The organism is Halorubrum shenae (assembly GCF_051194165.1).
Lineage (GTDB): Archaea > Halobacteriota > Halobacteria > Halobacteriales > Haloferacaceae > Halorubrum.
Genome location: NZ_JBLZNI010000003.1, coordinates 247,807 through 270,191, shown reverse-complemented (window position 1 = coordinate 270,191; position 22,385 = coordinate 247,807). Strand labels below are relative to the sequence as shown.

Sequence of the window (22,385 nt, the reverse complement as noted above, 5' to 3'; positions counted from 1 at the left end):
CTCGCCTACTCGGAGTTTCGCTGTTAACTCTGTTGCACGGCGGTCGTCGGTCGGCCGCTCACTCGGCGGTTGTTCACTCGGCGATCGCTTCGCCGATCGCGTCCAGTTCGTCGTCGGAGAGGTCCGGCCGCTCGCCGCCGACCGCGTGGAGGGGCGCGCCGCCGTCGCCCTCGAACCGCGGAATAATGTGGGCGTGGACGTGCGGGACTTCCTGTCCCGCCGCCTCGCCGTCGTTGATCCCAACGTTGGCGCCGTCGGCGCCGACGGTCGACTGGACGCGCGGCGTGAGCTCCGTCACGGCCGCGAAGAGGTCGCTCGCGAGGTCGTCGTCGAGGTCTCCGACGTGTTGGGCGTGCGACTTCGGGATCACGAGCGTATGACCGCGAGCGAGCGGGTTGGCGTCGAGGAACGCCAGCACGTCGTCAGTCTCGTGGACAGTTCGGGCCGGGATGTCGCCGTCGACGATCGAACAGAAAATGCAGTCTGCGGACATACACGAGGGTCGTCGCCGCGACCCATCAAGGTTTCCCGGAATACGACGCGGGCGTCAGGCTCCGGGCGCGGCGCTGCCTCCTACTCCTCGGCGTCCGGGAACGGCACGTCGATCAGGTCGCCGTCGTCGGGGAGGAGACACTCGCCGTCGAACGCCTCTCGCGCCTCGCGGAGGATCGGCGAGGCGTCGGCGGCGTACCGCGACGAGACGTGCACCAGCGCGAGCCGCTTCGCGCCGGCGCGCTCGGCGATCGAGCCGGCCTCCCTGCCGGTCGAGTGGGCCGTGTCGCGGGCCCGGTCTTCCATGTCGTCGGCGAAGGTGGCGTCGTGGACGAGCAGGTCGGCGTCCGCCGCGACCGCGACGGTCCGCTCTCGCGGGCGGGTGTCGGCGGTGTAGACGAGTTTTCGACCGGGGCGCGGCGGCCCCACCACCTGCTCCGACTCGACGATCGAGCCGTCTTCGGCCTCGACCGACTCGCCCGCGTGGAGCCGCCCGAACTTCGGGCCGACGGGCACGCCCAGCTCCTCGGCCTTCGGGCGGTCGAACCGCCCCGGGCGGTCGTCCTCTTCGACGACGTACCCCTGCGATCTCGTCCGGTGGACCGTCTCGAACGCGCGGACCTCGTACCCGTCGGCGTCGAGCGCGACCTCGCCGGGGACGACCTCGTCGATCCGGATCTCGAACGCGGGGTCGTGGCCGACCGCGTGTACGAGGTCGTGGAGGTCGGCTTCGGTTCCCGGCGGGCAGTGGATCGTCAGCGGTTCGGTGCGATCGTTGAACCCGAGCGTCTGAACCAGCCCCGGGATCCCGAGGACGTGGTCGCCGTGGAGGTGCGAGACGAACAGGTGGTCGATCCCGAACCCGGTGCCGAACCGCATCATGCCGCGCTGGGTGCCCTCGCCGCAGTCGAACAGCAGGCGGTCGCCCTCGCGGTTGACGAACAGTGCGCTCGGCGCGCGCTCGGTGGTGGGGACGGCGCCGCCCGTCCCGAGGAAGGTGACGCGAAGGGACATACCCGTCCTGCGGTCGGCGGCGATAAACTCCTTTCGAGGCGGTCGTCGGCCGCGACGGAGCGTGGCGCCATTCGATCGAGGGCCGGCGGTCGGTCGAAGCCGACATGTGTCCGCCGCTCCGAACGCGACCGTGTACGACTCGATCGCCGCGCTGGTCGGACAGGAGGGGTGGCGCGCCGAGGGCGACGCGGCTCGCGTCCACTACGACGGCGGGGGCGAGCGGTTCGCGGTGGAGTTCTATGCGGAGGCGGAGCGCGTCCTTTACTGGACGGTTCCCGCCACCGACTCCGACGGGGACGCCGCCACGGCCGCTCCCGTCCCCCGCGAGGAGCTTCCCGATCCCCTCCGGCGGCGCATCCGCAAGGACCTCGACGCGGCCGGCGTCGACCCCGACGTGGAGCGTCGCGAGATCTGATCCCGCGTCGGTTTCGTCTGCTGTTCCGCTCCGTTTCTCTTCTTCTCGATCTCCAAATCATCCGTTCTGCTGCCCGTTACCGGAGATTTCCGCCGGTGTCTCCCGACTCGAAGGAAACCCATTTGCCGTCAGATACGCTACAAACTGATAATGAGTAGCGTCGAGTGGGAGGAAGACGACCCCTTCGAGGAACAGCGGGACAAGATCGAGAACCCGATGAAACGCCTGTTTCTCGCGTACGGTCGCGACTACCTCCCACAGGTCTCCGTCGGTATCTTCGCCAGCGTCTTCGCCCGACTCTTAGACCTCCTCCCGCCGCTGATGCTCGGGATCGCCATCGACGCCGTGTTCTACCAGGACGCGCCGTTCAGCGAGCAGATCCCGCTCGTGCTCCTCCCCGACGCGTGGCTCCCGACGGGACAGACGGAACAGTTCTGGTTCACAATCGGCGTCATCGGCGCCGCGTTCGGTATCGGGGCCGGCTTCCACTGGATCCGTAACTGGGGGTTCAACGCCTTCGCACAGAACATCCAGCACGACGTCCGGACCGACACGTACGACAAGATGCAGCGGCTGAACATGGAGTTCTTCTCCGACAAGCAGACGGGAGAGATGATGTCGATCCTCTCGAACGACGTGAACCGCCTCGAACGGTTCTTAAACGACGGGATGAACTCGCTGTTCCGCCTCTCCGTGATGGTCGTCGGCATCGGCGTGCTGCTGTTCTGGATCAACTGGCAGCTCGCCTTAGTCGCGCTGCTTCCGGTCCCGATCATCGGCGGGTTCACCTATCTCTTCATCAAGACGATCCAGCCGAAGTACGCCGAGGTGCGCTCGTCGGTCGGGAAGATGAACTCCCGGCTGGAGAACAACCTCGGTGGCATCCAGGTGATCAAGTCGTCGAACACCGAGCCGTACGAGTCCGACCGCGTCGACGACGTGTCGATGGACTACTTCGACGCCAACTGGGACGCGATCACGACCCGGATCAAGTTCTTCCCCGCGCTCCGCGTGCTCGCGGGCATCGGCTTCGTGTTCACCTTCGTCGTCGGCGGGCTCTGGGTGTTTCAGGACACCCCACCGGGCCCGTTCACCGGCGACCTCTCGGTCGGGATGTTCGTCGTCTTCATCCTCTACACCCAGCGGTTCATCTGGCCGATGGCGCAGTTCGGACAGATCATCAACATGTACCAGCGCGCCCGCGCCTCCTCCGCCCGGATCTTCGGGCTGATGGACGAGCCCTCGCGGCTCGCCGAGGACCCGGACGCCGAGGAGCTGACCGTCGGCGACGGCGACGTGGTCTACGACGACGTGAGCTTCGGGTACGACGAGGAGACCATCGTCTCCGACATCGACTTCGCGGTCGAGGGCGGCGAGACGCTCGCCTTAGTCGGCCCGACCGGCGCCGGGAAGTCCACGGTCCTCAAGCTGCTGCTCCGGATGTACGACGTCGACGACGGGTCGATCCGGATCGACGGGCAGGACGTGCGCGACGTGACGCTCAAGTCGCTCCGCCGGTCGATCGGCTACGTCGGGCAGTCGTCGTACCTGTTCTACGGCACCGTCCGCGAGAACATCACCTACGGCACCTTCGACGCGACCGACGAGGCGGTCCGCGAGGCCGCGCGGGCCGCCGAGGCCCACGAGTTCATCGAGAACCTCCCCGACGGCTACGACACGATGGTCGGCGAGCGCGGCGTGAAGCTGTCCGGCGGCCAGCGCCAGCGCGTCACCATCGCGCGAGCGGTGCTGAAAGATCCGGACCTCCTCATCCTCGACGAGGCGACCTCTGACGTGGATACCGAGACGGAGATGCTGATCCAGCGCTCGCTCGACCGGCTCACGGCCGACCGTACCACCTTCGCGATCGCGCACCGCCTCTCGACGATCAAGGACGCCGACACCATCCTCGTGTTGGAGGGCGGCGAGATCGTCGAGCGCGGCACCCACGGCGAGCTGTTGGACAACGGCGGGCTGTACGCGCACCTGTGGGGCGTGCAGGCCGGCGAGATCGACGAGCTGCCACAGGAGTTCATCGATCGCGCTCAAGAGCGCACCGCGCGCCTGATCGAGGACGCCGAAAGCGACGACGACTGAACCGTTGAGGGTGGCGGCCTACTCCGACAGCCGGCTCCAATCGCCGGCTTGATCGATTTCCGGCGCGTCGCGGTCGTCGCTTTCTGTCGACTCCCCTTCCGCCAGCTCGCCGTGATACCCGATAACCGCGTCGTCGTCGAGCCCGGTGAGGATCGCGTCTCGGACCTCCCACGGCTCGGTGAACGTCGTCGCCTCGCACCCCTGAAGCGCCGACTCCAGCCGCTCCTCGCCCGCTGCGGTCGCTAACTCGAACCCGCCGTACTGCTCGATCAGTTCGCCCACCGACACCGGATACCGATGCTCGCGGAGCGCCCGTTTCAACGGCCCGAACGTGATCCCGTACGCCCGCGCTTGGTTGTCGTTGTCGTTGCTCATGGATCGCCTCTTCTCGCCCGTCAGATTAATCCTCCCGTTTGAGCGGAGGCGTTCGTTCGCGGACCGTCGCCTATACGGCGCGTCCCGCCGACGACCCGGTATGCGACTCGCGGACGCCACCTGGACAGACGTGCGAGACGCTGCCGTGGACGTCGCGTTCGTCCCCGTCGGCAGCACCGAACAGCACGGCCCCCACGCGCCGCTCGGCACCGACACGCTCGACGCGGTCGCCGTCGCGGAGGCGGGCGCGGCGGCCTCCGAGGCCGCGGAGAGCGAACCCGCCTCCGAAGTCGCCGTCACCCCGCCGATCCCCGTCGGCGTCGCCGAGGAACACCGCGCCTTCGACGGGACGATGTGGGTCTCTCCCGACACCTTTCGGGCGTACGTCCGCGAGGCGGCCGAGTCGCTGCCGGCCCACGGAGTCGACCATGTGGTGTTCGTCAACGGACACGGCGGCAACGTGGAGGCCCTCGCGGAGGTCGCGCGCCGGTTCTCCCGGGACGACGCCCACGACGGCTACGCGGTCGCGTTCACCTGGTTCGAGGCGGTCGGCGAACACGCTGCCGACATGGGCCACGCCGGCCCGCTGGAGACGGCGTTGTTGCGCGCGACGAACCCGGACCTCGTGCGCGAAGACCGCGTCGAAGCCGCCCGCGACGGCGGCGCCGACCGCTGGGGCGAGTGGGTCTCGGGCGTGAACCTCGCGCACGACGCCGACGAGTTCACCGACAACGGCGTGGTGGGCGACCCGAGCGCGGGCGACGCTGAGCGCGGCGAGGTCCTGCTCGACCTCGCGAGCGACGCGCTCGCGGAGCTCTCGGCGGCCGTCGTCGATCGACAGTCGGTTTAAAAGGGGCGGAGGGAGACTACTCCTCGTCTTCCTCGCCCTCGTCGTCGCCCGCCTCCGCCGCGTCCTGTAACGCGCCGCGAATCGCCGGCACGGTGCCGGTGAGCGAGCCGACCTCCTCGGCGGCGGCCTCGATGTCGCCGACGAGCGACTCCAGCTCCTCGATCTCCGCTTGTAAGTCCTCGGCGTCCTCGAAGGCGTCGGCGCGCTCGCCGAGCACGTACGCCTTCTTCGCCGAGCGGACGCTGTCGATCGCGTCGCCGACGTCGAGCGCCGATTTCAACCCGTTGAGCGCGCCGAGGACGTTGTCCGCGTCCGTCTCCCACACCGCGTCAGCGTCGGGAAGCTCCCCGCGTGCGGCCTGCAGGTGTTCTCGGACCTCGGCGCGGGTTTCCTCGGCGGCCTCGCCGAACAGGTCGTCGTCGTCGAACGTGGATTGGCTCATACCTGAGTCGTCGTGCCGACGCCTTTTAAAAACGCGCCCGAAAGCGAAAGTGAAACCCGGAGCGACGCGGCGTCTGCGGTCCGGTTCGGTGACCCCGGGCGTTCAGTTCCGCTCCGGGCGGGACACCGCCCGGGCGGGGGAGCGCGGACCGCGACCCGCTACAGCCGGGTGAGGAGTTCCAGCGTGAACAGCCCGACCAGCAGCCCGAGCACGCCGGCCAGCAGCGCGAGCGTTCGGAGCCACCGCCCCACCCGCTCGGCGCTCGGCGTCGCGGCCAGCAGCGCCGGTCCTCCGGACCGCTTCGGTTTGGTGTCGGGCACAGGTGCGTGATCGGCGGCATATCACGTAAACCCGACTATGTGGGCTGTATAGCGCCTTATACGGCACAATACGGCTATATACACATCTACGGGACCGCCCGCTTCACTCCCGATTCCACGACGCCTCCTCGAAGTCGACGATCCGCTCCCCGCGGTCGAGCGCGTCGATCCGCGCGACCTCGTCGGCGGTCAGGTCGATATCGCGAGCGGCCCAGTTGGCCTCGAGGTGATCGAAGTCGGCCGCCTTCGGGATCGGGGCGACGCGCTCCTTCGAGAGCAGCCACGCGAGGCTCACCTGCGCGGGGCTCGCGTCGTGGGCCGCGGCGATCTCTTTTAATACGTCCACGTCGGCGACGCGGTTGCGCGCGATCGGCGAGTAGGCGACGAGCCAGTGGTCGTGTTCGGCCGCGCGCTCGCGAAGCTCCTCCTGTTGGAGCAGCGGGTGATACTCCACCTGATGGGCGAACACGTCGTTCGCGAGCCGGTCGATCGCCTCGTCGAGCTGGTCGGGCCGGAAGTTCGAGAGCCCGATCCGGTCGACCACGCCCTCGTCGACGAGGTCGTCGAGCGCGGGGAGCGTCTCCTCCGGATCGTAGGTGTCGATCGGCCAGTGAACGTACAGGAGGTCGATCGAGTCGACGCCGAGCCGATCTCGGCTCACCCGCGCGGTCGCCGTCGCGTCGTCGTACGAGAGGGTGTCCGTCGAGAGCTTCGTCGCGACGAACAGGTCGTCGCGGTCGACCTCGGTGCGGTCGATCCCCGCCGACACCGACGCCTCGTTGTCGTACCCCTGTGCCGTGTCGATGTGGCGATATCCCGTCTCGACCGCGCGGGCGACGCCGGCGACGCACTCCTCGCCGTCGGCCAACTTATACGTCCCGTAGCCGAGCCTGTCGAACGAGTTGGTCACGCGTTCTCCCCGGTGTGGTATCCCCCTCAACGTACCGATTCGGTCGGGCTGCCGCGTTCACCGGAAGACGGCGGCAAACCAGTTATCACGACCGATATTCTGGAGGCAGTCGTTATACCGATACGGTCCGTTCAGATGTATATAATATGCATGTGGAATCGTCTTCCGGCGTCCGATCGAGTTACGGCGCGAAACTCGCGCTGTCTCTGATCGGTGTCATGGGAGTCTCAGTTTCATACGGGGTCCTCGTCTACCTCCGCGCGGAGGAGGCGGGGGCCGCGGGCGCAGAGGTCCGGTCCGGGCTCATCGGGATGACGTTGTTGACGGTCATCGGGCTCGCGCTCATCGGTGTTACCGTCGGATCGAACACGGTCATCTCTCTGCGGCAGCTCACAGCGAAGGCCGAGCGGATGTCCGAGGGGGATCTCGACGTGCGGCTGGAGACGGGTCGAGTCGACGAGATCGGGCGGCTGTTCCGGGCGTTCGACGCCATGCGCGGCTCGCTCCGCTCCGAGATCGACGACGCCGAGACGGCCCGCGAGGAGGCGGAGCGGGCCCGGCGTGAGGCAACGGAACGCGCCGAGACGGTCGAGCGCAAGGCGACCGAGTACGAGTCGGCGATGCGCGCGCTCGCCGACGGCGACCTGACTCAGCGGGTCGACCCCGAGAGCGACAACGAGGCGATGGCGCGGGTCGGCACCGCGTTCAACGAGATGGCCGACGGGCTCGAGGGGACGGTCGCTTCCGTGGCGACCGTCGCCGAGGACACCGCCGACGTCGCCGGCACCGTCGACGACCGCACGGAGAGCCTGCGGACGACGACTGGAACCGTGAGCGAGGCGGTCGAAGAGATCGCCGAGGGGGCGCGTACCCAGCGCGACGACCTGCAGGCGGCGACTAACGAGGCCGAGAACCTCGCGTCGTCCGCCGAGGAGGTCGCCTCTACGGTCACCGACGTGGCGGAGACCGCGGAACACGCCGCCGGGGTCGGCGAGGAAGGTCGCGAAGCCGCCGAGGAGGCGCTCGCGGAGATGGACGCGGTCGAGGAATCGACCGCGGAGACGACCGCGGAGGTCGAAGCGCTCGCCGCGGAGGTCGAAGAGATCGGTGAGGTGGTCGACACCATCTCGGAGATCGCGGAGCAGACGAACCTGCTCGCGTTGAACGCCTCGATCGAGGCGGCCCGCTCCGGGGCCGAGGGCGCCGGCTTCGCGGTCGTCGCCGAGGAGGTCAAGGCGCTGGCCGAGGAGACGCAGAAGTCGGCCGGCGAGATCGAAGCCCGGATCCGCTCCGTCCAGGAGCGCGCGGAGACGGGCGCCGACGCGATGGAACGCACCGAAAAGCGGATCTCCGCCGGGGTCGACACCGTCGAGACGTCGATCGACGCGCTCGAACGCCTCGCGGAGGCCTCCGAGCGGACCGACACGAGCATGACCGAGATCACCCGAGCGACCGAGACGCAGGCCGAATCCGTCGACGCGGTGGTCGGCCACGTCGAAGACGTCTCCGCGATCAGCGCACAGACCGCGAGCGCGGCCGGCGACGTGACCGGCGCGGTCGACGAACAGGAACGGACTCTCGGCGCGGTCGAGACTGCCGCCGAGTCGCTCTCGGACCGCGCGCTCGCGCTGCGCGACGCGGTCGAGGACTTCGAGTTCGAGACCGACGAAGACGACCTCGCCGCCGCGTCCACCCCTGCGTCCGACGACCACGGCGGCGCCGCCACCGCTGCGGTCTCGGACGGCGGGACCGGCGGTGAGACCGACGACGGCTCCTTCGACTTCCCCCACGATACGGCGGACGGGGCGGGGGTGAACTGAGATGCTCGTTGACACCGTCCTCTGGGCGTGGATCGGCGTGCTCGCGATGGGTGCCGGCACGGTCCCGCCGCTGTGGGCGTGGGTCACCCGGTCCTCGGAGACGGGCGAGTCGCACGCCGTCTACTACGCCACGCTCGCCGGGGTCACCGGCGTCGCAGCGCTCGCGTACCTCGCGATGGCGCTCGAGTTCAGCACCGTGGCGACGCCGGGCGGCGACCTCCCGGTCGCCCGCTACATCGACTGGCTGATAACGACACCGCTGCTGCTGTTGTATCTCGGCCTGCTCGCGCGTCCGTCGCGACGCCTGCTCGGCGGACTGGTCGCGATCGACGTGGTCGTCATCGCCGGCGGAATCACCGCGGTCGTCACCGTTGGAGTGGTCTCGTGGGTAGCGTTCGGCGTCGCCATGGCGGCGTACGTCGCGCTCATCTACGGGCTTCTCGTCTCACTCCCGCGGTCGGCCTCGGCGGAGGCAGATCGTGTTCGGGCGGTCTTCGGGACGCTCCGGAACATCACGGTGGTGCTGTGGACGCTGTATCCGGTCGTCTGGCTGCTCGCGCCCACCGGATTCGGGCTACTGACGCCGGCGACGGAGATGCTCGTCTTCATCTACCTCGACATCGTCTCGAAGGTCGGCTTCGTCGTCGTCGCGGTCGCGGGCGCTGACGCGCTCGACCGCCTCGGCAGCCGAGACGAGTTCGTCGCTGCCGACGCAGAGGACCCGACCGCCGAGGAGTACACGACCGTCCTCGGCGACGACTGAGCGGCTTTCCTTTCCCCTCCTACTCCTCGCTTTCTCCTACTCCTCGCCTCCTCCTACTCCTCGCCTCCTCCTACTCCCCGTTCGCGACGAGGTCCTCGTACTGCGCGCCGGTCTGTTTCAGCGTCTGCGTGGAGTACAGTCGCTCGTGGGGAAAGGGGAGGTGGTCGGCCGCCAGCTCGTCGATCTTCGCGTCGACCGCTTCGGCCTCGCGCCCGTGAATCATGGTGAACAGGTTGTACTCCCACTCCTGCTCGGTCCGGCGCGGTCGGTGGTAACACAGCGTGACGTACGGGAGGCTCCCGACCGCCTCGCCGCGCTCGTCGAGCTCGTCGTCGGGCACGTCCCAGACCACCATACAGTTGCTCGTGAACCCGGTGACGACGTGGTTAACGACACAGCCGATCCGCTTGATGCAGCCGTCCGCGAGCAGCCGCTCGACCGCCGCGAGCACGTCGTCGAGCGGGGCGTCGATCTCGCTCGCCACGTCGGCGTAGGGAGTCGCAGACAGCGGGAAGCCGTCCTGGATCGCCAAGAGCAGGTCGGCCTCGAGCGGGGTGAGGTCGCCGCGAGCGTCCTCGGAGATGCGGGTGGCGGAGACGTCCGTCTCGGACGCTCGCGGGTCGCTCCGCTCCCCGCTCGCGGAGTCCGAGGCGCTTCGCGCCTCGCCTGACTCTCGTGCGAACCGATCGGCGTTCACCACCGGAAACTCCAGATCGATGTAGTAGTCGGTGAGCATCGGGAGGATCAACACCTCACAGCCGGTCTGCTCCTCGATCTCCGCGAGGATCGCGTCGCGCCGCTCGCGGGACCCCGCCGTGACGACGAACCACTGGTTCCACTCGTGGTCGCGCCGGTAGTTGTGGTTCACCTGCCGGTAGCCGTTGATCACTTCGGCGATCCCGTCGAACCGGTCTTCCGGCGCACGGACGGCCGCGAGCGTCGAGGAGCCGATGACTGGGGGGTTGAGCACCGCTCCGAACCGCCGGAACACGCCCCGCTCTCGGAGGTCGAGGACGCGGTCGAGAATCGCCTCGCCGTCGACGTCGACGCCCGTCTCGGCCGCGATCTCGCGAGCGACCCGCTCGAACGGGCGCGACTCGACGGGGAAGCCGCTCTGGTACTCGTCGATGAGGGCCGCGTCGACCGCGTCGATATCGGCCCGCCAGTCGGCGTCCAAACTCATTACAGCCACTTGGGGTCGCGCGTACCTACCGGTTTCGGAGGTGGGTCGCCGAGATCGGAGGGCTCGGGGCCGATCGGTCGTCGACAGCGGTGTCAGTCGTCAGCGGGGGCGTCGCCCGTCGTCGGCGCGAACGCCTGGGCGCTCTCCTCGAGCTGGGCCGTCGAGCAGCCGCCGACTGTGGCGGCCTGTTCGAGCGTCAGTGTGCGGGCGCGATACAGCGTGAGTGCGGTGGCGACGGATTTTGACGTCATCGGGAACAACTGTTCAACAGATGGACGAACATATAACTCTAACGCCTTTTGAGGGCAGTTACAGAATATAATAGCGGTTAATCTACTTATCCTTAGTTTATTACGGATTATAAGCGTACGATCGTCTATTTAAAATGTGTGATCGTGTGCCACGGATCGGGTGTGAGCCGGTCGATTCGCCGCGGTCGTCGCTCGCGCGCGCCGCCGGTCGACCGGCGTGCGGTGGCGGTCTCGCCCGTCGTGCGTGACGAGCCCCCGGTGTCCCGTCCGCGAACCGGATTTCGGTCGTTTCGTCCCTTCCCGGCGCTCGGGAGTCGAACGTGGGACTTTTCGTTCGAGGACCCCAACGAGGAGTATGGCTCAGGCGACTCAGGAGTTCGGCGACTGGCCCCTCAAACGGCTGATGACCGAGGTCTGTGGTTCCGGCCACAAGTCGGCCGACGACTTGACGCGCGCGCAGGCGACCGAGGCGTTCGAGCGCATCCTCGCGGACGAGCCCGACCCGACGACGCTCGGGGCGTTCTGGCTCGCGAACCGCTGGAAGCGGAACACGTCCGAGGAGCTGGGCGCGTACGTCGACGTGATGTGCGAGCGCGTGGAGTACGCGGAGCCCGACGCCGACCCCGTCGACTGCGGCGCGAACTACGACGGGAAGGGACGCTCCGCGATCCTGGGCGTCGCGGCCGGCGCGGTCGCGGCCGCCGCGGGTACCCCGGTCGTCGTCCACTCGGGCGACCGCGTCCCCACGCAGAAACAGGACTCGTACAAGCACGTCTTGGACGAACTGGGCGTCCACACCGAGCTGACGCCCGCCGACTCGGCCGACATGGTCGACGAGACCGGCTTTGGCTTCTACTACCAGCCCGCCTTTAACCCCGCTATCGACGACCTGTTCGACCGCCGCGACCAGATGGGCGTCCGCTCGTTCGTCAACACCATCGAGACGCTGGCGAACCCCGCGGGGGCGTCGGTTCACCTCGGCTCCTTCTACCACCTCGCGTTCGCGAAGAAGGTCGTCGACACGTTCGTCGAAAGCGAGTTCCACGACCTCGACCGCGTCCTGATGTTCCAGGGGATGGAAGGGTACGACGATGTGCGCCCCGGCTACACCAAGGTCGCCGAGTGGGACGCGACGGGCGGCGACGGGAGCGAAGCGGGCGACGCCGGCAGCGAGGGCGCCTCCTTCGACGACTTCGAGATCGAGACCGCGGAGTACGGGATGGACCTCGAAGAGGACGACCTCGCGGTCGACGACGTCGCGGTCGAATCGGCCGAAATCACCGAGGCGGTGCTCGCCGGCGAGCGCGACGGACCCTTTACCGACGCGGTCGCGGTCAACGCCGCGCTCCGTATCTACGCCCGCGGTGACGTGGACTCGATCGAAGACGGCCTCGACGCGGCCCGTGCGGTCATCGACGACGGCTCCGCGCACGACGTGCTCGAGGCGCTCCGCGAGTTCTGACGCCTAGCGCTCGGGTGCGGGCGGCATCGCGCGCTTGTGCGCGCTGCGCTCGTGGAGTTCGACGACGCGGTCGACCGCTTCTTCTGACACGTTGAGCTCGCGGATCGTCGCCGCCCGTGAGAGCCCGCCGTCGACGTGGACCGCTACGATCGCGTCGACGGTGTCGTAGTCGAGTCCCATCTCCTCGGCGTCGGTCTGGCCCTCCCACATGCCCGCGGTCGGCTCCTGCATCACGAGGTCCCGCGGGACGCCGACGTGCGCCGCTAGCTGGCGCACCTGCTGTTTGTAGAGGTTCCCGATGGGGTTGCAGTCGACCGCCTGATCGCCGTACTTCGTGTAGTAGCCCGTCATCGCCTCCGCGCGGTTCCCGGTCCCCAGTACGACCCGGTTCTCCGCGTTGGCGACGAAGTAGTTCAACACCGCGCGGGTCCGGACGTAGACGTTGCCCGCCGCCATGCGGTCGTCGGCCGCCTCCGGGACGGCGTCGAAGAAGGACTCCGCGATCGGCTGAATCTCGATCAGGTCGTACTCGATCCCGAGGTCGTGGGCGACGCGCTCGGCGTCGCTCATCACGTCAGCGTCGTTCACCTCGGCGGGCATGGTGATCCCGTGGAGCCCGTCCTCGCCGAGCGCCTCGACGGCGAGGTGGGCGGTCAGCGTCGAGTCGATTCCGCCGGAGAGCCCGAGAACGGCCCCCTCGGCGCCCGCGTCGTCGACGAGATCGGCGATAAACGAGACGATGCGCTCGCGAGTCGCCTCCAACTCTTCCTCCGAGAGGCGGAGGTCGAGCGGGGGGTCGTCCGACAGCAACACCGACTGATCCGAGGTCCGGCTCATGGAGGGAGCCAGGGACCGAGACGACTAATACCTCCCCGTCGGCGCGGGGAACTGGACGTGCGTCGGGTTCTGCGGCGTACCGCGGATCGTCTCACCCGTCGCCGACGAACGGGCCGCGACGGAACGCCGGAATATAAAGGAGAACGGCGAGCGCGACGAACAGTCCCGCGGCGTACCGGAGTTGGGTGACCGGGTCCGGCGGCGAGAAGAGCGCGCCGTTGAGGACCGCGATCCCCGCGCTGGCGGCGAGCCAGCCGGCGATCCGGTCGACGCGGGGTACCGGCTCCCCACGCTCGCCGATCCGGGATGCGAAAAGGATGTACGCCGCGAATACCGGGACCGGGAACAGCGCCGCGCCGACGCTTAGAAGCGACCGACGGGGCTCGGAGACCCCGCGTGCGGCGGCGTCGCGGGACACGACGGCGACGATCGCGACAGCGGACACGAGGAGCGCGAGGCCGATCGCGCCGGCAAGGAGGCCATTCGACGTATCGGCCCCGGTCTGGAGGGGCAGCACGTTCGGCGATCCGGCGGCGATTTATAACTACTCAGTGCCGGTGTCCGTCGATTCCTTATAAAAGTCCGTCCTCTTTAGCCAACAGCAACCCCTCCAGCGTCGCGTCGTTCGTCGGCGGCTCCCGAGCGACCGCCAGCGCCTCGTCGATCGGAACCGTTCGCGGCACGAGAAACTCGTTGCTGTCGTGGTCGACCTCGACGGGCTCTAACCCCTCGGCGAAGACGTACCCGCGCGTGTGGCGCAACACGCCCGTCGAACACCACACTTCCTCGAGCAGCGTGGTCGACGACGGCTCGAAGCCGGTCTCCTCGGCGAGTTCGCGCGCGCCGGCGGCGGTGTACGACTCGCCGGACTCGACGATCCCCGCGGGAAGCTCCAGCTGGGTGTTCCGCACGGTCGGGCGGTACTGCTCGACGAACAGTACCCGGTCGTCGGCGACCGCGATCACGACCGTCGCGGGCGACAGCTCCGCCCAGTAGTACTTCTTCTCCGTCCCATCGGGCTGCTCGACGCGGTCATAGCCGCCGACGAACCACCCCTCGTCGTACTCGACGACGACCTCCCGGACCGGCCACTCCGGCTCGCCGGGCAGCGAGTGATTCCGTCCGTCGTCGAACGCCGGCAGGTCGCTGAGATCGTCGCTCACGACTGTACCACCTCCACGTAGTAGACCCGCCCGTCGCGGCGGACGCGGACCCCGTCGCCGGCCGCCGCCTCCGGCACCTGTTGGGTGAGCGCGTCCACCTCGTCGAACGGCGTGTGCGTGAACCACTTCTTCGCTCCGTACAGACCGGTCTGATACCCCTCGGAGCGCCCGTCGTCGCTCGCAATCGCGCTCGTGAGGAACGGGTACCGCCGGTCGGAGACGTTGTTCACGTCGGCCGCGGTCTCGTTTGTCTCGATCGGTTCGGCGGTGAGGTAGTAGGGGTCGCCGCTTCCGAGGTAGCTCGGGAGCGCCCCCAACGCGAGCAGGGCGACGGCGATCAGGGCGATGGCGATGAGGAGATTCCGGGTGACCCGGCGCATGGTCGTCGTTGGCGCCGGCGGGGAATACCGGTTTCGACCGCGGCGGAATCGCTCTCCTGTCGCGTCCGGCGCCTCCCCCCGTCGACGCCGACGCGCTTTACTCGCCTGCGCCCCTCTCTCATCCATGGAGTTTCGGTTCGAGCTGGCGCTGTGTGCCGCGCTCGAATCTCCGGCCCGCGTCGTCGCCCGGCAGCTCGGGGCCGGGATCGAGAACCCCGGCGGCCGGATCGTCGACGTCTGCGTGCTGACGCCCGGCCCGGAGTTCGATCGACGCGCGGCGATCACGCCGGACCGGATCCCGAACCCCGCGATCGAGGCGGCGGTCGGTCCCGGCGAGGCGGTTCCGCTCAAGAATGCGTTCGACCTCCCGCCCGACCGCGCCGAGGCGGTCGCCGAGTACGCGGCCGACGTCGGCTACCTCGAACGCGAGCGGCGCGACGGGCGACCGGTCGTGCGTGCGACGGCCCGGTACCCAGACGACTGGGTCGGCTCGCTGACCGCGATCGAGAACAAGCCGGACCTCGGCACGCCCGGCGATCTGGCGGCCCAGCTGCGATACGACGCCGCGCTCGGCCTGTTCGACGAGGTCGTGCTCGCGACCGCCTCCTACGTCACTCGCGCTCACCTCAATCGGATCCCCGATGCGGTCGGCGTCTGGCGGTTCGATCCCGAGACGGGCGACCGCGAGATCGTTCGCGAGCCGACCCCGCTCGATCCCGGCGCGCCCGGCGTCGAGATCCGCGAGGAGCGCGCGCTCCGGACCGATGTGGCGCTCGTCGACCCCGCCGCAAAGGCGCGGAAACGCCGCCGGATCGCCGAGCGCGCCTACGGGAAGGGGTGGCGCCCGGCCCCTCCGGCCTGCGCGCACGCGACGACGACCGGCGACGGTCGACCTTACTGCGACCGGTTCGACCGGGTCGTCGACCCCGGGCGCGACTGCGGCGGGACGTGTGACGCGCGCGAGCCCACGAGTCCGCCCGAAACCGATCGAGACCGCCTCCGCGACGAGCGGACCGCGTGGGTGGCCGAGCCCGCGAGCGACGGTCCGCGCCGGCAGTCCGGACTCTCGCGGTATCTGTGACTTCCGTCGTCGGTCCGCGTGGCAACGATTTATACGTGGACGGCGAATCGTATGGGTATGGACGACATCGATGACGTGTTCGTGGCGCGGTTGATGACGAGCGAACTGTACACGGTGACGCCGGACACGCTTGTCGAGGACGCGGCGGCTGTACTGCTTGACAACGACATCAGCTCGGCGCTGGTCGTCGACGACGACGGCGCCCTCGCCGGGATCCTCACCACGACCGACTTCGTCGACATCGTCGCGAAGAGCCAGCCGAAGGCCGAGACCACGGTCGAGCGGTATATGACGCGCGATCCGATCACGGCAACCGCCCAGGACTCCGTCTCCGCGGTGGCCGCGATGATGGTCGAACACGGGTTCCACCACGTTCCCGTGGTTGACGGCGAGACGCCGATCGGGATCATCACCACCTCCGACTTCGCCGCGTACGTCTCCTCGCCCGAGGCGCCTTCGCCGTAGTCGCTTCCCACCTGCCCGAACTGCGCGAGCGCGGGATCGGTTCCGATCTCGACGACGCGCCCGATCTCGACAATGTGGTGATCAAAGCCGCTCTCGCCCCGGTGTCGTGCGGCTGTCGCCGACGGCTACACGATAGCTCTGCCGCCCTCGGCACGCTTAAGTAGATTCCACCACTCCCTTCAGGTGACGCTTCGCTTGGAGGGCCGAAGCGTCAGCGGGGACCTACTGAACGACACGCTGTGCCACTTTTTCCTGGCACTGGCGTGCCGTTCGTTCCTTTCACTACCCGAGAGCCATCGGTGTCTCTCAACGCGCCCATTTCTCAATGCGTCCGTCTCTCGACGCGTCTGCGCTGGTACCGAACAGCGCACAGTGGCCCAACTGCGAGGTCGCGGCCCTTGGCGGGAATCTCCGCACTCGCGCTCGCCGCTCCGAGCTAGAGCCCTTCGCCCTGGTAGTCGCCGTCGTATGTCCCGTCGTGGTCGGCGGCTGCGAACACCAGCTGGGCGATCCGCGCGCCCGGCTCGATCGCGATCGCGTGGCCCACGTCGAGGCGCCCCTCGCCGACGCCCTCGTAGCCCGCGTCCCAGACCGCGGTGTCGATGGTACAGGAGTTACGCAGCAGCGTCGACCGCGGGAGCACGAAGCCGATCCGGTCGGCGGGAATCCGCACCGGCTCCCCGTACCGGACCACGTACGTACCCGGCTCCAACCGGTACGCGCCGTCCTCGGTGTCGAGTTCCTCGCGCTCGCCCACTTGCTTGCCGTCGCGGCGGACCGAGCCCGGTTCCGTCTGCTCGAAGACGGCGCCGACCGTGAGGTCGACGCCGTTCGGCTGTCGCTGTGCGTCACTGAGGTCGGCCCCGCCCGCGTCGAGCGCCGCCCCGACCGTCGCTCCCGAGTCGAACATGGTCGACCGAATCCGCGGGCGAGACTAAACGGTGTCGCCCGCGATCGGGGTGCCGACCGCCCCGATTGAGGCACCCGCTCAAAACGCCGATTTCTGCGGGTATAGCCCTTTATCGGCCTTATACACTCGTTACGCTTATTTCTGACATGGATTGTGGTACCACGGCTATTCTTCCGCAACATTCGCCGCCTCATCCGATCTAACACGGTCGATCTTGCAAAAAACTCGCGGGTTTTATATCCTCGGGAGAGTCATCTCCGCGTGATATGGGACAAACGATTACGGAGCAGATCCTCGATAACCATCTCGTCGAGGGCGAGCTGACGCCCGGCGAGGAGATCGGTATCGAGATCGACCAGGTGCTGACGCAGGACACCACGGGGACGATGGTGTGGCTCCAGTTCGAGGCGCTCGATCTGGACGAGGTCCAGACGGAGCTGGCCGCGCAGTACTGCGACCACCAGACGTATCAGTTCGACTTTAAGAACACCGACGACCACCGCTTCCTCCGCTCCGCGGCCGGCACGTACGGCGCGTACTTCTCCCGGCCCGGGAACGGGATCTGTCACCAGGTCCACAAGGAGAACTTCGCGGCGCCCGGCAAGACGCTGCTGGGCTCCGACTCGCACACGCCGACCCCCGGCGGACTCGGCGAGCTCGCGATCGGCGCCGGCGGCCTCGACATCGCCGTCGCGATGGGCGGCGGCCCCTACTACGTCGAGATGCCGGAAGTCGTCAACGTCCACCTCGAAGGCGAGCTCCCCGAGTGGGCGACCGCCAAGGACGTGGCGCTCCACCTGCTCGGCGAGCTGACCGTCAAGGGCGGCGTCGGCAAGATCTTCGAGTACACCGGCCCCGGCGCCGAGAAGCTCTCGATCCCCGAGCGGACCACGATTACGAACCTCGGCACCGAGCTCGGCGCCACCTCTTCGATCTTCGCGACCGACGAGAAGACGAAAGACTGGCTCGCGCGCCAGGACCGCGAGGAGGAGCACGTCGACCTCCAGCCCGACGACGACGCGGAGTACGCGGAGACCATCGAGGTCGACATGGGCGAGCTCGAGCCGCTCGTGGCCGCCCCGTCGATGCCTGACAACGTCGCCCCCGTCAGCGAGTACGCGGGCACCGACGTCGAGCAGGTCATCGTCGGCTCCTGTACCAACGGCGCCTACGAGGACATCCTCCCCAGCGCGAAGATGCTGGAGGGCCGCGAGGTATCGAAGGGCACCGAGATGATCGTCGCGCCCGGTTCCAAGCAGGCCTCCGAGATGCTGGCCCGCGAGGGCTGGACCGCGGAGATGATGGCGGCCGGCGTCAACTTCTCCGAGGCAACGTGTGGCGCGTGTATCGGTATCGGTCACGTGCCCGCCTCCGACTCCGTCTCGCTGCGCACCTTCAACCGCAACTTCGAGGGTCGCTCCGGCATCGAGGACGACTCCGTCTTCCTCTGCTCGCCCGAGGTCGCCACCGCGGCGGCCATCACCGGCGAGATCGTCGACCCGCGCGACCTCGCCGACGACCTCGGCGACCTCGAGGCGCCCGGGCTGGAGATGGGAACGAAGTACGGTCCCGGCATGGGCCAGTCCGACTCCGACATCATCGCGCCCGACGAGGCGATCGACGACGGCCTCGTCAAGGGCCCGAACATCGGCGACGTGCCGCTCAAAGACGGGATCGACGTGGACGGCGGTGAGGCGCTCCTCAAGATGAAGGACAACATCACCACCGACCACATCATCCCGGCGACCGCGGACATCCTGAAGTTCCGCTCGAACATCGAGAAGCTCTCCGAGTTCACGCTCTCCCGCGTCGACGACACGTTCGCGCAGCGCTCGCTCGACGCCGACGGCGGCGTCCTCGTGGCCGGCGAGAACTACGGGCAGGGCTCCTCGCGTGAGCACGCAGCCCTCTGTCCGATGTACCTCGGCATCGAGGCCGTCTTCGCGCAGAGCTTCGCCCGCATCCACAAGGCGAACCTGTTCAACTTCGGTATCGTCCCGCTCGCGATCGACGCGGAGACGTACGAGAAGATCGAACAGGGCGACGACCTCCAGATCGTCGACGACGTGCCCGCGGGCGTCTCCTCCGGCCAGGAGGAGTTCACCGTGAGCGTCAACGGCGAGTGGGAGTTCACCGCCGACCTGGACGCCTCCGAGCGCGAGCGCGACATCCTCGGGGCCGGCGGCAAGCTCTCGTGGGTCAAACAGCAGCACGCCGACGACGGCTCCGGCGCGGCGCCGGCCGACGACTGAGCGCGCTGTCTCGCGATCAACGAGCGATTTCGGATCTCCGTCTTCTCTATTTTTCGGCGCGTTCGCTCTTTCAGCGGTGGCTGTGTGGATCGGCGGAGCGCTGGGGGTATTGACGTGAGCGAGAGCGGGAGTGCGTGAATCGGTACGACGGAGCGGTTATTTATAAGCGAGAATGAGGTGATGCTGGCGGGTATTTATATGTCGCTATTGGTGCAGTAAACGCTTTGAAACTTCCAGTCGCTCGCTTATAAGCCGGCAACCACGGATCGACGATGAACATCTCCAAAGCCCCAGCCGCGAGGACGGCGCACGCTCGCTGCGCGCTTCAGTCGCTCACTTCGTTCACTCCCTCCAGTGCTTACATCGCCTGCGCCGTCCTCGCGGCTGCCCCTTTGAATCCCACCCCGCACCGCGACCGCACGGCACCTCACGCCTCCCCAGCCTCGTCGGACCGGCGCGGTCGCGCCGGTCCGACTCCAGCGAGGGACCTTCGGTCCCTCTGGCGGTCGGGCTTCGCCCGACGACCTCGCGCGCGGCTCGCGCCTGTAGGGTGCTCGCCGGCGCGCCACTACACTAGTTCTTTATAAACGATCGTCGGCGGTGCTCACGTCTGTTAAGTGCTGTATCGCCGCCGCTCCGTAGTTCGGGTCGAAATGGAAAACCGCGAAACGAATCCCGTCGGTTCGACGTCGGAACCGGCGTTAGCGGGCCGCGGCGGCGACGCGCTCGCGCTCCTCCTTCTGTGAGATGGAGTAGGAGCGTTCGGCGTCGTAGTCCGCGGCCGTGACGAGCTCGTTGGCGAGCGCCTCGGCGGCGGAGGTCGTCGACTTGTACGTCGCGTTAGCGACGCCGTCGGAAATGAACAGCAGCGCCTGATCGACGCGGCGCTGCGGCGCGACGTCGACCGCCTTCGGGACGGAGATCCCGCCGTACTTCAGGCGGACGGTCTCCTCGCGGGGCGCAGCGTTCTCGACGGCCGTCACGAGAATTTGGGCCGGGTTCTCCTCGGTCCGCTCGTGGATGATGTCGAAGGCGTCGCGGACGATCCGCGTCGCCTGCTGTTTCTTGCCCGTGTTCTCGTCGGTCTGCATCAGGCGGTTGATCATCCGCTCGACCAGCGAGATTTCGGACTTCTTGAACTGCTTGGACGCGTGACGACCCATCGTGTGTGCGATCGGGGTCACGGTCATGTAGCGCTTCGTCGAGGGGTCCTCGTAGGCGATCTCGGTGACGTCCCACACGTCGAACAGCTTGGCGTTCTCGTTGGCGGCCTCGCTGGACGCGGGCGCGTCCGGCTCCGGCTCGTCGGCGGCGACGTCCTCGTCGGACTCCGCCTCGGTCTCCTCCCCGCTCATCTGACGGGCTTCTCCGCGTTTCCGCGAACCAGTTCGATCATGGAGACGCCGTTGACCTTCTCGACTTTGTAGTTGACGCCAGAGAGGTCGCCCATCGCGCGACCCTTCGCCCCACCGATCCCGGCGATCGTGACCTCGTCGTGCTCGTCAATGAACGAGATGGCGCCGTCACCGGGACAGAACGCGGTGACCTGCTTCCCGTTCTTGATGAGCTGCACGCGGACGCACTTTCGGATCGCCGAGTTCGGCTGCTTTGCCTCGATCCCGACCTTCTCCAGCACGATCCCGCGAGCCTGCGGGGCGCCTTCGAGCGGGTCGGACTTCTTCTTGAGCCCGCGCTCTCGCCGAGCGTACTCGGAGTCGGACCAGCGACGCTTCTGCCGGTCCTGTTTGAGCTTACGGGCCGCGTATTTGCCGTTCGCCATCGTACATCCACTTCCGAACGGAGCTACTTAAGCGTCGTCTTTCGATGCGGAGAAACGCCCTCAGATCGCTCGAACGGTACCTCTCGTCCGTTCTGAGAGTGTTTTCACGGGCCTACTCGAACCAAAAACGACGGCCGCTCGCTTCCGTTGAGCCGGTAAGCAGTCGAGAGCGCCCGTCGTTTCGCCTGGAACCGCACCGAGAACGCGCCCGCAAACGCGTCTGCGGCTCCGGTCCTCGCGGATCAGGCGCTCGAGTCCTCGCGCGCTTCCTCGACCCAGTCCGGCTCCGGTACCGTCGCGCCGGGGTCGCGGTAGTCGATGTCGACGTCGACGGTCGCCTGCTGTCCGTCGTGTTCGCCGGCCCACGACTGTCGGAGCCGCGGTACCACGCCGGACTCGTACACGTGCACCGTCGCCGATGCCGTCTCGACCGTCTCGGGGACGTTCCGGTCGCCTTCGAATGAGTCGGCGGTGAACCGTGCCGTCGGCTCGCCACGCACCTCTCCCTCGCCGTCGCTCGTCGGGTTCCACAGGTTCAGCCCCTCGTACCGCGTCTCGCCTTCCGCGGTCTCCCGTTCGACGCGGATCCCCGTCATTACCTCCGATTCCATCCCCGTTTTGAGATCGTCGGCCGATCGATCCACCGACTGGCGGCCGTACTGCGTCTCGTCGCCGGTCTGCTGACGGATCAGTGCCTCGCCGTCGGCGACGTACAGCTCCGATATTTCGGTCTCATCGGTCTCTGTCAGCTCCTGTCGCACGTACTGACGTCCGTTTTCGAGGTCGTACGCGGACTCGTACTCCTGTGAGGGGAGCCACGGGGTCGGCTCTTCGTCGCCGTCGTAGGTCGTCTCCGCGGTCGAGAACAGCGTGACGCCGCCGGCGTCGACGAGCGCCTCGACGTGGCGCTGCGAGAGAACCGCAACGTCGAGACCGTCCTCGTCCCGCCAATCTGCGTCGGAGAAAGGGCGGTCCGATCCGTCGCCGTTGCCGTCGTCGCCGTCGTCACCGCCGCCGCCGTCGACGCCGTCACCGTCCCCGGAACAGCCGGCGATCCCAACGGTGACTCCGGTCCCGACCCCAGCAAGGAAGCGTCTCCGGTCCATGTCGCGATAAACGAGCG

Annotated in this window: 25 protein-coding genes; 9 read left to right on the top strand and 16 right to left on the bottom strand. The window is 68.0% G+C overall.

Annotated elements, in window-relative coordinates; genetic code table 11:
• Positions 1-73 precede the first annotated feature (73 nt).
• Complete coding sequence (locus tag ACNS88_RS06110; RefSeq protein ID WP_435094907.1) at positions 74-493, bottom strand: HIT family protein; 420 nt, start codon at positions 491-493, stop codon at positions 74-76.
• Positions 494-573: 80 nt separating this feature from the next.
• Positions 574-1,506, bottom strand: a complete 933-nt coding sequence (gene rnz, locus ACNS88_RS06105) for a ribonuclease Z (protein WP_435094906.1) — start codon at positions 1,504-1,506, stop codon at positions 574-576.
• 130 nt (positions 1,507-1,636) lie between these two features.
• Here rnz and ACNS88_RS06100 point away from each other — a divergent pair, with 130 nt between their 5' ends.
• Both ACNS88_RS06100 and ACNS88_RS06095 read left to right on the top strand, forming a co-directional pair.
• Positions 1,637-1,921, top strand: a complete 285-nt coding sequence (locus ACNS88_RS06100; RefSeq protein ID WP_435094970.1) for a DUF7538 family protein — start codon at positions 1,637-1,639, stop codon at positions 1,919-1,921.
• A gap of 150 nt (positions 1,922-2,071) precedes the next feature.
• Positions 2,072-4,018, top strand: coding sequence for an ABC transporter ATP-binding protein (locus tag ACNS88_RS06095; protein WP_435094905.1), 1,947 nt, complete (start codon positions 2,072-2,074; stop codon positions 4,016-4,018).
• A gap of 18 nt (positions 4,019-4,036) precedes the next feature.
• On the opposite strand, the gene ACNS88_RS06090 is transcribed toward ACNS88_RS06095, so the two are convergent.
• Complete coding sequence (locus tag ACNS88_RS06090; RefSeq protein ID WP_435094904.1) at positions 4,037-4,393, bottom strand: DUF5789 family protein; 357 nt, start codon at positions 4,391-4,393, stop codon at positions 4,037-4,039.
• Between the two features lie 100 nt (positions 4,394-4,493).
• Between ACNS88_RS06090 and ACNS88_RS06085 the strand changes: the two genes are divergently transcribed.
• A complete protein-coding gene (locus ACNS88_RS06085; protein WP_435094903.1) occupies positions 4,494-5,243 on the top strand; it encodes a creatininase family protein in 750 nt (249 codons plus the stop codon).
• Between the two features lie 16 nt (positions 5,244-5,259).
• On the opposite strand, the gene ACNS88_RS06080 is transcribed toward ACNS88_RS06085, so the two are convergent.
• The 3 genes from ACNS88_RS06080 to ACNS88_RS06070 form a co-directional block, all read right to left on the bottom strand.
• Positions 5,260-5,685 (bottom strand): DUF5790 family protein, encoded by a 426-nt coding sequence (locus ACNS88_RS06080; RefSeq protein WP_435094902.1) that lies wholly within the window; start codon positions 5,683-5,685, stop codon positions 5,260-5,262.
• Positions 5,686-5,843: 158 nt separating this feature from the next.
• Positions 5,844-6,005: a hypothetical protein gene (locus tag ACNS88_RS06075; protein WP_435094901.1), complete on the bottom strand. Its 162-nt coding sequence runs from the start codon at positions 6,003-6,005 to the stop codon at positions 5,844-5,846.
• 103 nt (positions 6,006-6,108) lie between these two features.
• Entirely contained in the window at positions 6,109-6,915 is an 807-nt protein-coding gene (locus tag ACNS88_RS06070; protein WP_435094900.1) for an aldo/keto reductase, read from the bottom strand.
• Positions 6,916-7,061: 146 nt separating this feature from the next.
• On the opposite strand from ACNS88_RS06070, the gene ACNS88_RS06065 reads away from it, so the two are divergent.
• The gene (locus ACNS88_RS06065; RefSeq protein WP_435094899.1) at positions 7,062-8,735 is read left to right on the top strand and encodes a methyl-accepting chemotaxis protein; all 1,674 of its coding nucleotides are present in this window, start codon (positions 7,062-7,064) and stop codon (positions 8,733-8,735) included.
• Position 8,736: 1 nt separating this feature from the next.
• Entirely contained in the window at positions 8,737-9,498 is a 762-nt protein-coding gene (locus tag ACNS88_RS06060; RefSeq protein ID WP_435094898.1) for a bacteriorhodopsin, read from the top strand.
• 70 nt (positions 9,499-9,568) lie between these two features.
• Here the strand turns inward: ACNS88_RS06060 and ahbB are convergent, their stop codons facing one another.
• A complete protein-coding gene (gene ahbB, locus ACNS88_RS06055) occupies positions 9,569-10,681 on the bottom strand; it encodes a siroheme decarboxylase subunit beta (RefSeq protein WP_435094896.1) in 1,113 nt (370 codons plus the stop codon).
• A 92-nt stretch (positions 10,682-10,773) separates the two neighbouring features.
• Positions 10,774-10,932 (bottom strand): DUF7317 family protein, encoded by a 159-nt coding sequence (locus ACNS88_RS06050; RefSeq protein WP_435094894.1) that lies wholly within the window; start codon positions 10,930-10,932, stop codon positions 10,774-10,776.
• Between the two features lie 355 nt (positions 10,933-11,287).
• Here ACNS88_RS06050 and ACNS88_RS06045 point away from each other — a divergent pair, with 355 nt between their 5' ends.
• Positions 11,288-12,394 carry an anthranilate phosphoribosyltransferase gene (locus ACNS88_RS06045; RefSeq protein ID WP_435094892.1) on the top strand — a complete coding sequence of 369 codons (1,107 nt, stop codon included), beginning with the start codon at positions 11,288-11,290 and terminating at the stop codon, positions 12,392-12,394.
• Positions 12,395-12,397: 3 nt separating this feature from the next.
• Here ACNS88_RS06045 and ACNS88_RS06040 read toward each other — a convergent pair whose 3' ends face one another.
• The 4 genes from ACNS88_RS06040 to ACNS88_RS06025 form a co-directional block, all read right to left on the bottom strand.
• Complete coding sequence (locus tag ACNS88_RS06040; protein WP_435094890.1) at positions 12,398-13,231, bottom strand: NAD+ synthase; 834 nt, start codon at positions 13,229-13,231, stop codon at positions 12,398-12,400.
• A gap of 91 nt (positions 13,232-13,322) precedes the next feature.
• The gene (locus ACNS88_RS06035) at positions 13,323-13,748 is read right to left on the bottom strand and encodes a hypothetical protein (RefSeq protein ID WP_435094888.1); all 426 of its coding nucleotides are present in this window, start codon (positions 13,746-13,748) and stop codon (positions 13,323-13,325) included.
• A 55-nt stretch (positions 13,749-13,803) separates the two neighbouring features.
• Positions 13,804-14,394, bottom strand: a complete 591-nt coding sequence (locus ACNS88_RS06030; protein WP_435094886.1) for an NUDIX hydrolase — start codon at positions 14,392-14,394, stop codon at positions 13,804-13,806.
• A complete protein-coding gene (locus ACNS88_RS06025; RefSeq protein WP_435094884.1) occupies positions 14,391-14,774 on the bottom strand; it encodes a hypothetical protein in 384 nt (127 codons plus the stop codon). The genes ACNS88_RS06030 and ACNS88_RS06025 overlap by 4 nt, the downstream gene beginning before the upstream one ends.
• A gap of 124 nt (positions 14,775-14,898) precedes the next feature.
• On the opposite strand from ACNS88_RS06025, the gene ACNS88_RS06020 reads away from it, so the two are divergent.
• Complete coding sequence (locus ACNS88_RS06020; RefSeq protein WP_435094883.1) at positions 14,899-15,855, top strand: DUF5787 family protein; 957 nt, start codon at positions 14,899-14,901, stop codon at positions 15,853-15,855.
• A gap of 57 nt (positions 15,856-15,912) precedes the next feature.
• Positions 15,913-16,320: a CBS domain-containing protein gene (locus ACNS88_RS06015; protein WP_435094881.1), complete on the top strand. Its 408-nt coding sequence runs from the start codon at positions 15,913-15,915 to the stop codon at positions 16,318-16,320.
• 436 nt (positions 16,321-16,756) lie between these two features.
• Here ACNS88_RS06015 and ACNS88_RS06010 read toward each other — a convergent pair whose 3' ends face one another.
• Positions 16,757-17,230: a deoxyuridine 5'-triphosphate nucleotidohydrolase gene (locus tag ACNS88_RS06010; protein WP_435094879.1), complete on the bottom strand. Its 474-nt coding sequence runs from the start codon at positions 17,228-17,230 to the stop codon at positions 16,757-16,759.
• A gap of 266 nt (positions 17,231-17,496) precedes the next feature.
• On the opposite strand from ACNS88_RS06010, the gene ACNS88_RS06005 reads away from it, so the two are divergent.
• Entirely contained in the window at positions 17,497-19,482 is a 1,986-nt protein-coding gene (locus ACNS88_RS06005; RefSeq protein WP_435094877.1) for an aconitate hydratase, read from the top strand.
• Between the two features lie 701 nt (positions 19,483-20,183).
• Here ACNS88_RS06005 and ACNS88_RS06000 read toward each other — a convergent pair.
• The 3 genes from ACNS88_RS06000 to ACNS88_RS05990 form a co-directional block, all read right to left on the bottom strand.
• Positions 20,184-20,837, bottom strand: a complete 654-nt coding sequence (locus tag ACNS88_RS06000; RefSeq protein ID WP_435094875.1) for a 30S ribosomal protein S7 — start codon at positions 20,835-20,837, stop codon at positions 20,184-20,186.
• The gene (locus ACNS88_RS05995; RefSeq protein ID WP_004048726.1) at positions 20,834-21,262 is read right to left on the bottom strand and encodes a 30S ribosomal protein S12; all 429 of its coding nucleotides are present in this window, start codon (positions 21,260-21,262) and stop codon (positions 20,834-20,836) included. The genes ACNS88_RS06000 and ACNS88_RS05995 overlap by 4 nt, the downstream gene beginning before the upstream one ends.
• 242 nt (positions 21,263-21,504) lie before the next feature.
• Complete coding sequence (locus ACNS88_RS05990) at positions 21,505-22,368, bottom strand: DUF7537 family lipoprotein (RefSeq protein ID WP_435094873.1); 864 nt, start codon at positions 22,366-22,368, stop codon at positions 21,505-21,507.
• Between the last annotated feature and the right edge of the window lie 17 nt (positions 22,369-22,385).

What these genes read in the sequence shown, in the direction of transcription:
- ACNS88_RS06040 (WP_435094890.1), bottom strand. Translation starts at nt 13,231, where the DNA reads ATGAGCCGGACCTCGGATCAGTCGGTGTTGCTGTCGGACGACCCCCCG.
- ACNS88_RS06015 (WP_435094881.1), top strand. Translation starts at nt 15,913, where the DNA reads ATGGACGACATCGATGACGTGTTCGTGGCGCGGTTGATGACGAGCGAA.
- ACNS88_RS06110 (WP_435094907.1), bottom strand. Translation starts at nt 493, where the DNA reads ATGTCCGCAGACTGCATTTTCTGTTCGATCGTCGACGGCGACATCCCG.
- ACNS88_RS05995 (WP_004048726.1), bottom strand. Translation starts at nt 21,262, where the DNA reads ATGGCGAACGGCAAATACGCGGCCCGTAAGCTCAAACAGGACCGGCAG.
- ACNS88_RS06000 (WP_435094875.1), bottom strand. Translation starts at nt 20,837, where the DNA reads ATGAGCGGGGAGGAGACCGAGGCGGAGTCCGACGAGGACGTCGCCGCC.
- rnz (WP_435094906.1), bottom strand. Translation starts at nt 1,506, where the DNA reads ATGTCCCTTCGCGTCACCTTCCTCGGGACGGGCGGCGCCGTCCCCACC.
- ACNS88_RS06080 (WP_435094902.1), bottom strand. Translation starts at nt 5,685, where the DNA reads ATGAGCCAATCCACGTTCGACGACGACGACCTGTTCGGCGAGGCCGCC.
- ACNS88_RS06020 (WP_435094883.1), top strand. Translation starts at nt 14,899, where the DNA reads ATGGAGTTTCGGTTCGAGCTGGCGCTGTGTGCCGCGCTCGAATCTCCG.
- ACNS88_RS06025 (WP_435094884.1), bottom strand. Translation starts at nt 14,774, where the DNA reads ATGCGCCGGGTCACCCGGAATCTCCTCATCGCCATCGCCCTGATCGCC.
- ACNS88_RS06065 (WP_435094899.1), top strand. Translation starts at nt 7,062, where the DNA reads ATGCATGTGGAATCGTCTTCCGGCGTCCGATCGAGTTACGGCGCGAAA.
- ACNS88_RS06050 (WP_435094894.1), bottom strand. Translation starts at nt 10,932, where the DNA reads ATGACGTCAAAATCCGTCGCCACCGCACTCACGCTGTATCGCGCCCGC.
- ahbB (WP_435094896.1), bottom strand. Translation starts at nt 10,681, where the DNA reads ATGAGTTTGGACGCCGACTGGCGGGCCGATATCGACGCGGTCGACGCG.
- ACNS88_RS06005 (WP_435094877.1), top strand. Translation starts at nt 17,497, where the DNA reads ATGGGACAAACGATTACGGAGCAGATCCTCGATAACCATCTCGTCGAG.
- ACNS88_RS05990 (WP_435094873.1), bottom strand. Translation starts at nt 22,368, where the DNA reads ATGGACCGGAGACGCTTCCTTGCTGGGGTCGGGACCGGAGTCACCGTT.
- ACNS88_RS06010 (WP_435094879.1), bottom strand. Translation starts at nt 17,230, where the DNA reads ATGTTCGACTCGGGAGCGACGGTCGGGGCGGCGCTCGACGCGGGCGGG.
- ACNS88_RS06095 (WP_435094905.1), top strand. Translation starts at nt 2,072, where the DNA reads ATGAGTAGCGTCGAGTGGGAGGAAGACGACCCCTTCGAGGAACAGCGG.
- ACNS88_RS06045 (WP_435094892.1), top strand. Translation starts at nt 11,288, where the DNA reads ATGGCTCAGGCGACTCAGGAGTTCGGCGACTGGCCCCTCAAACGGCTG.
- ACNS88_RS06090 (WP_435094904.1), bottom strand. Translation starts at nt 4,393, where the DNA reads ATGAGCAACGACAACGACAACCAAGCGCGGGCGTACGGGATCACGTTC.
- ACNS88_RS06085 (WP_435094903.1), top strand. Translation starts at nt 4,494, where the DNA reads ATGCGACTCGCGGACGCCACCTGGACAGACGTGCGAGACGCTGCCGTG.
- ACNS88_RS06060 (WP_435094898.1), top strand. Translation starts at nt 8,737, where the DNA reads ATGCTCGTTGACACCGTCCTCTGGGCGTGGATCGGCGTGCTCGCGATG.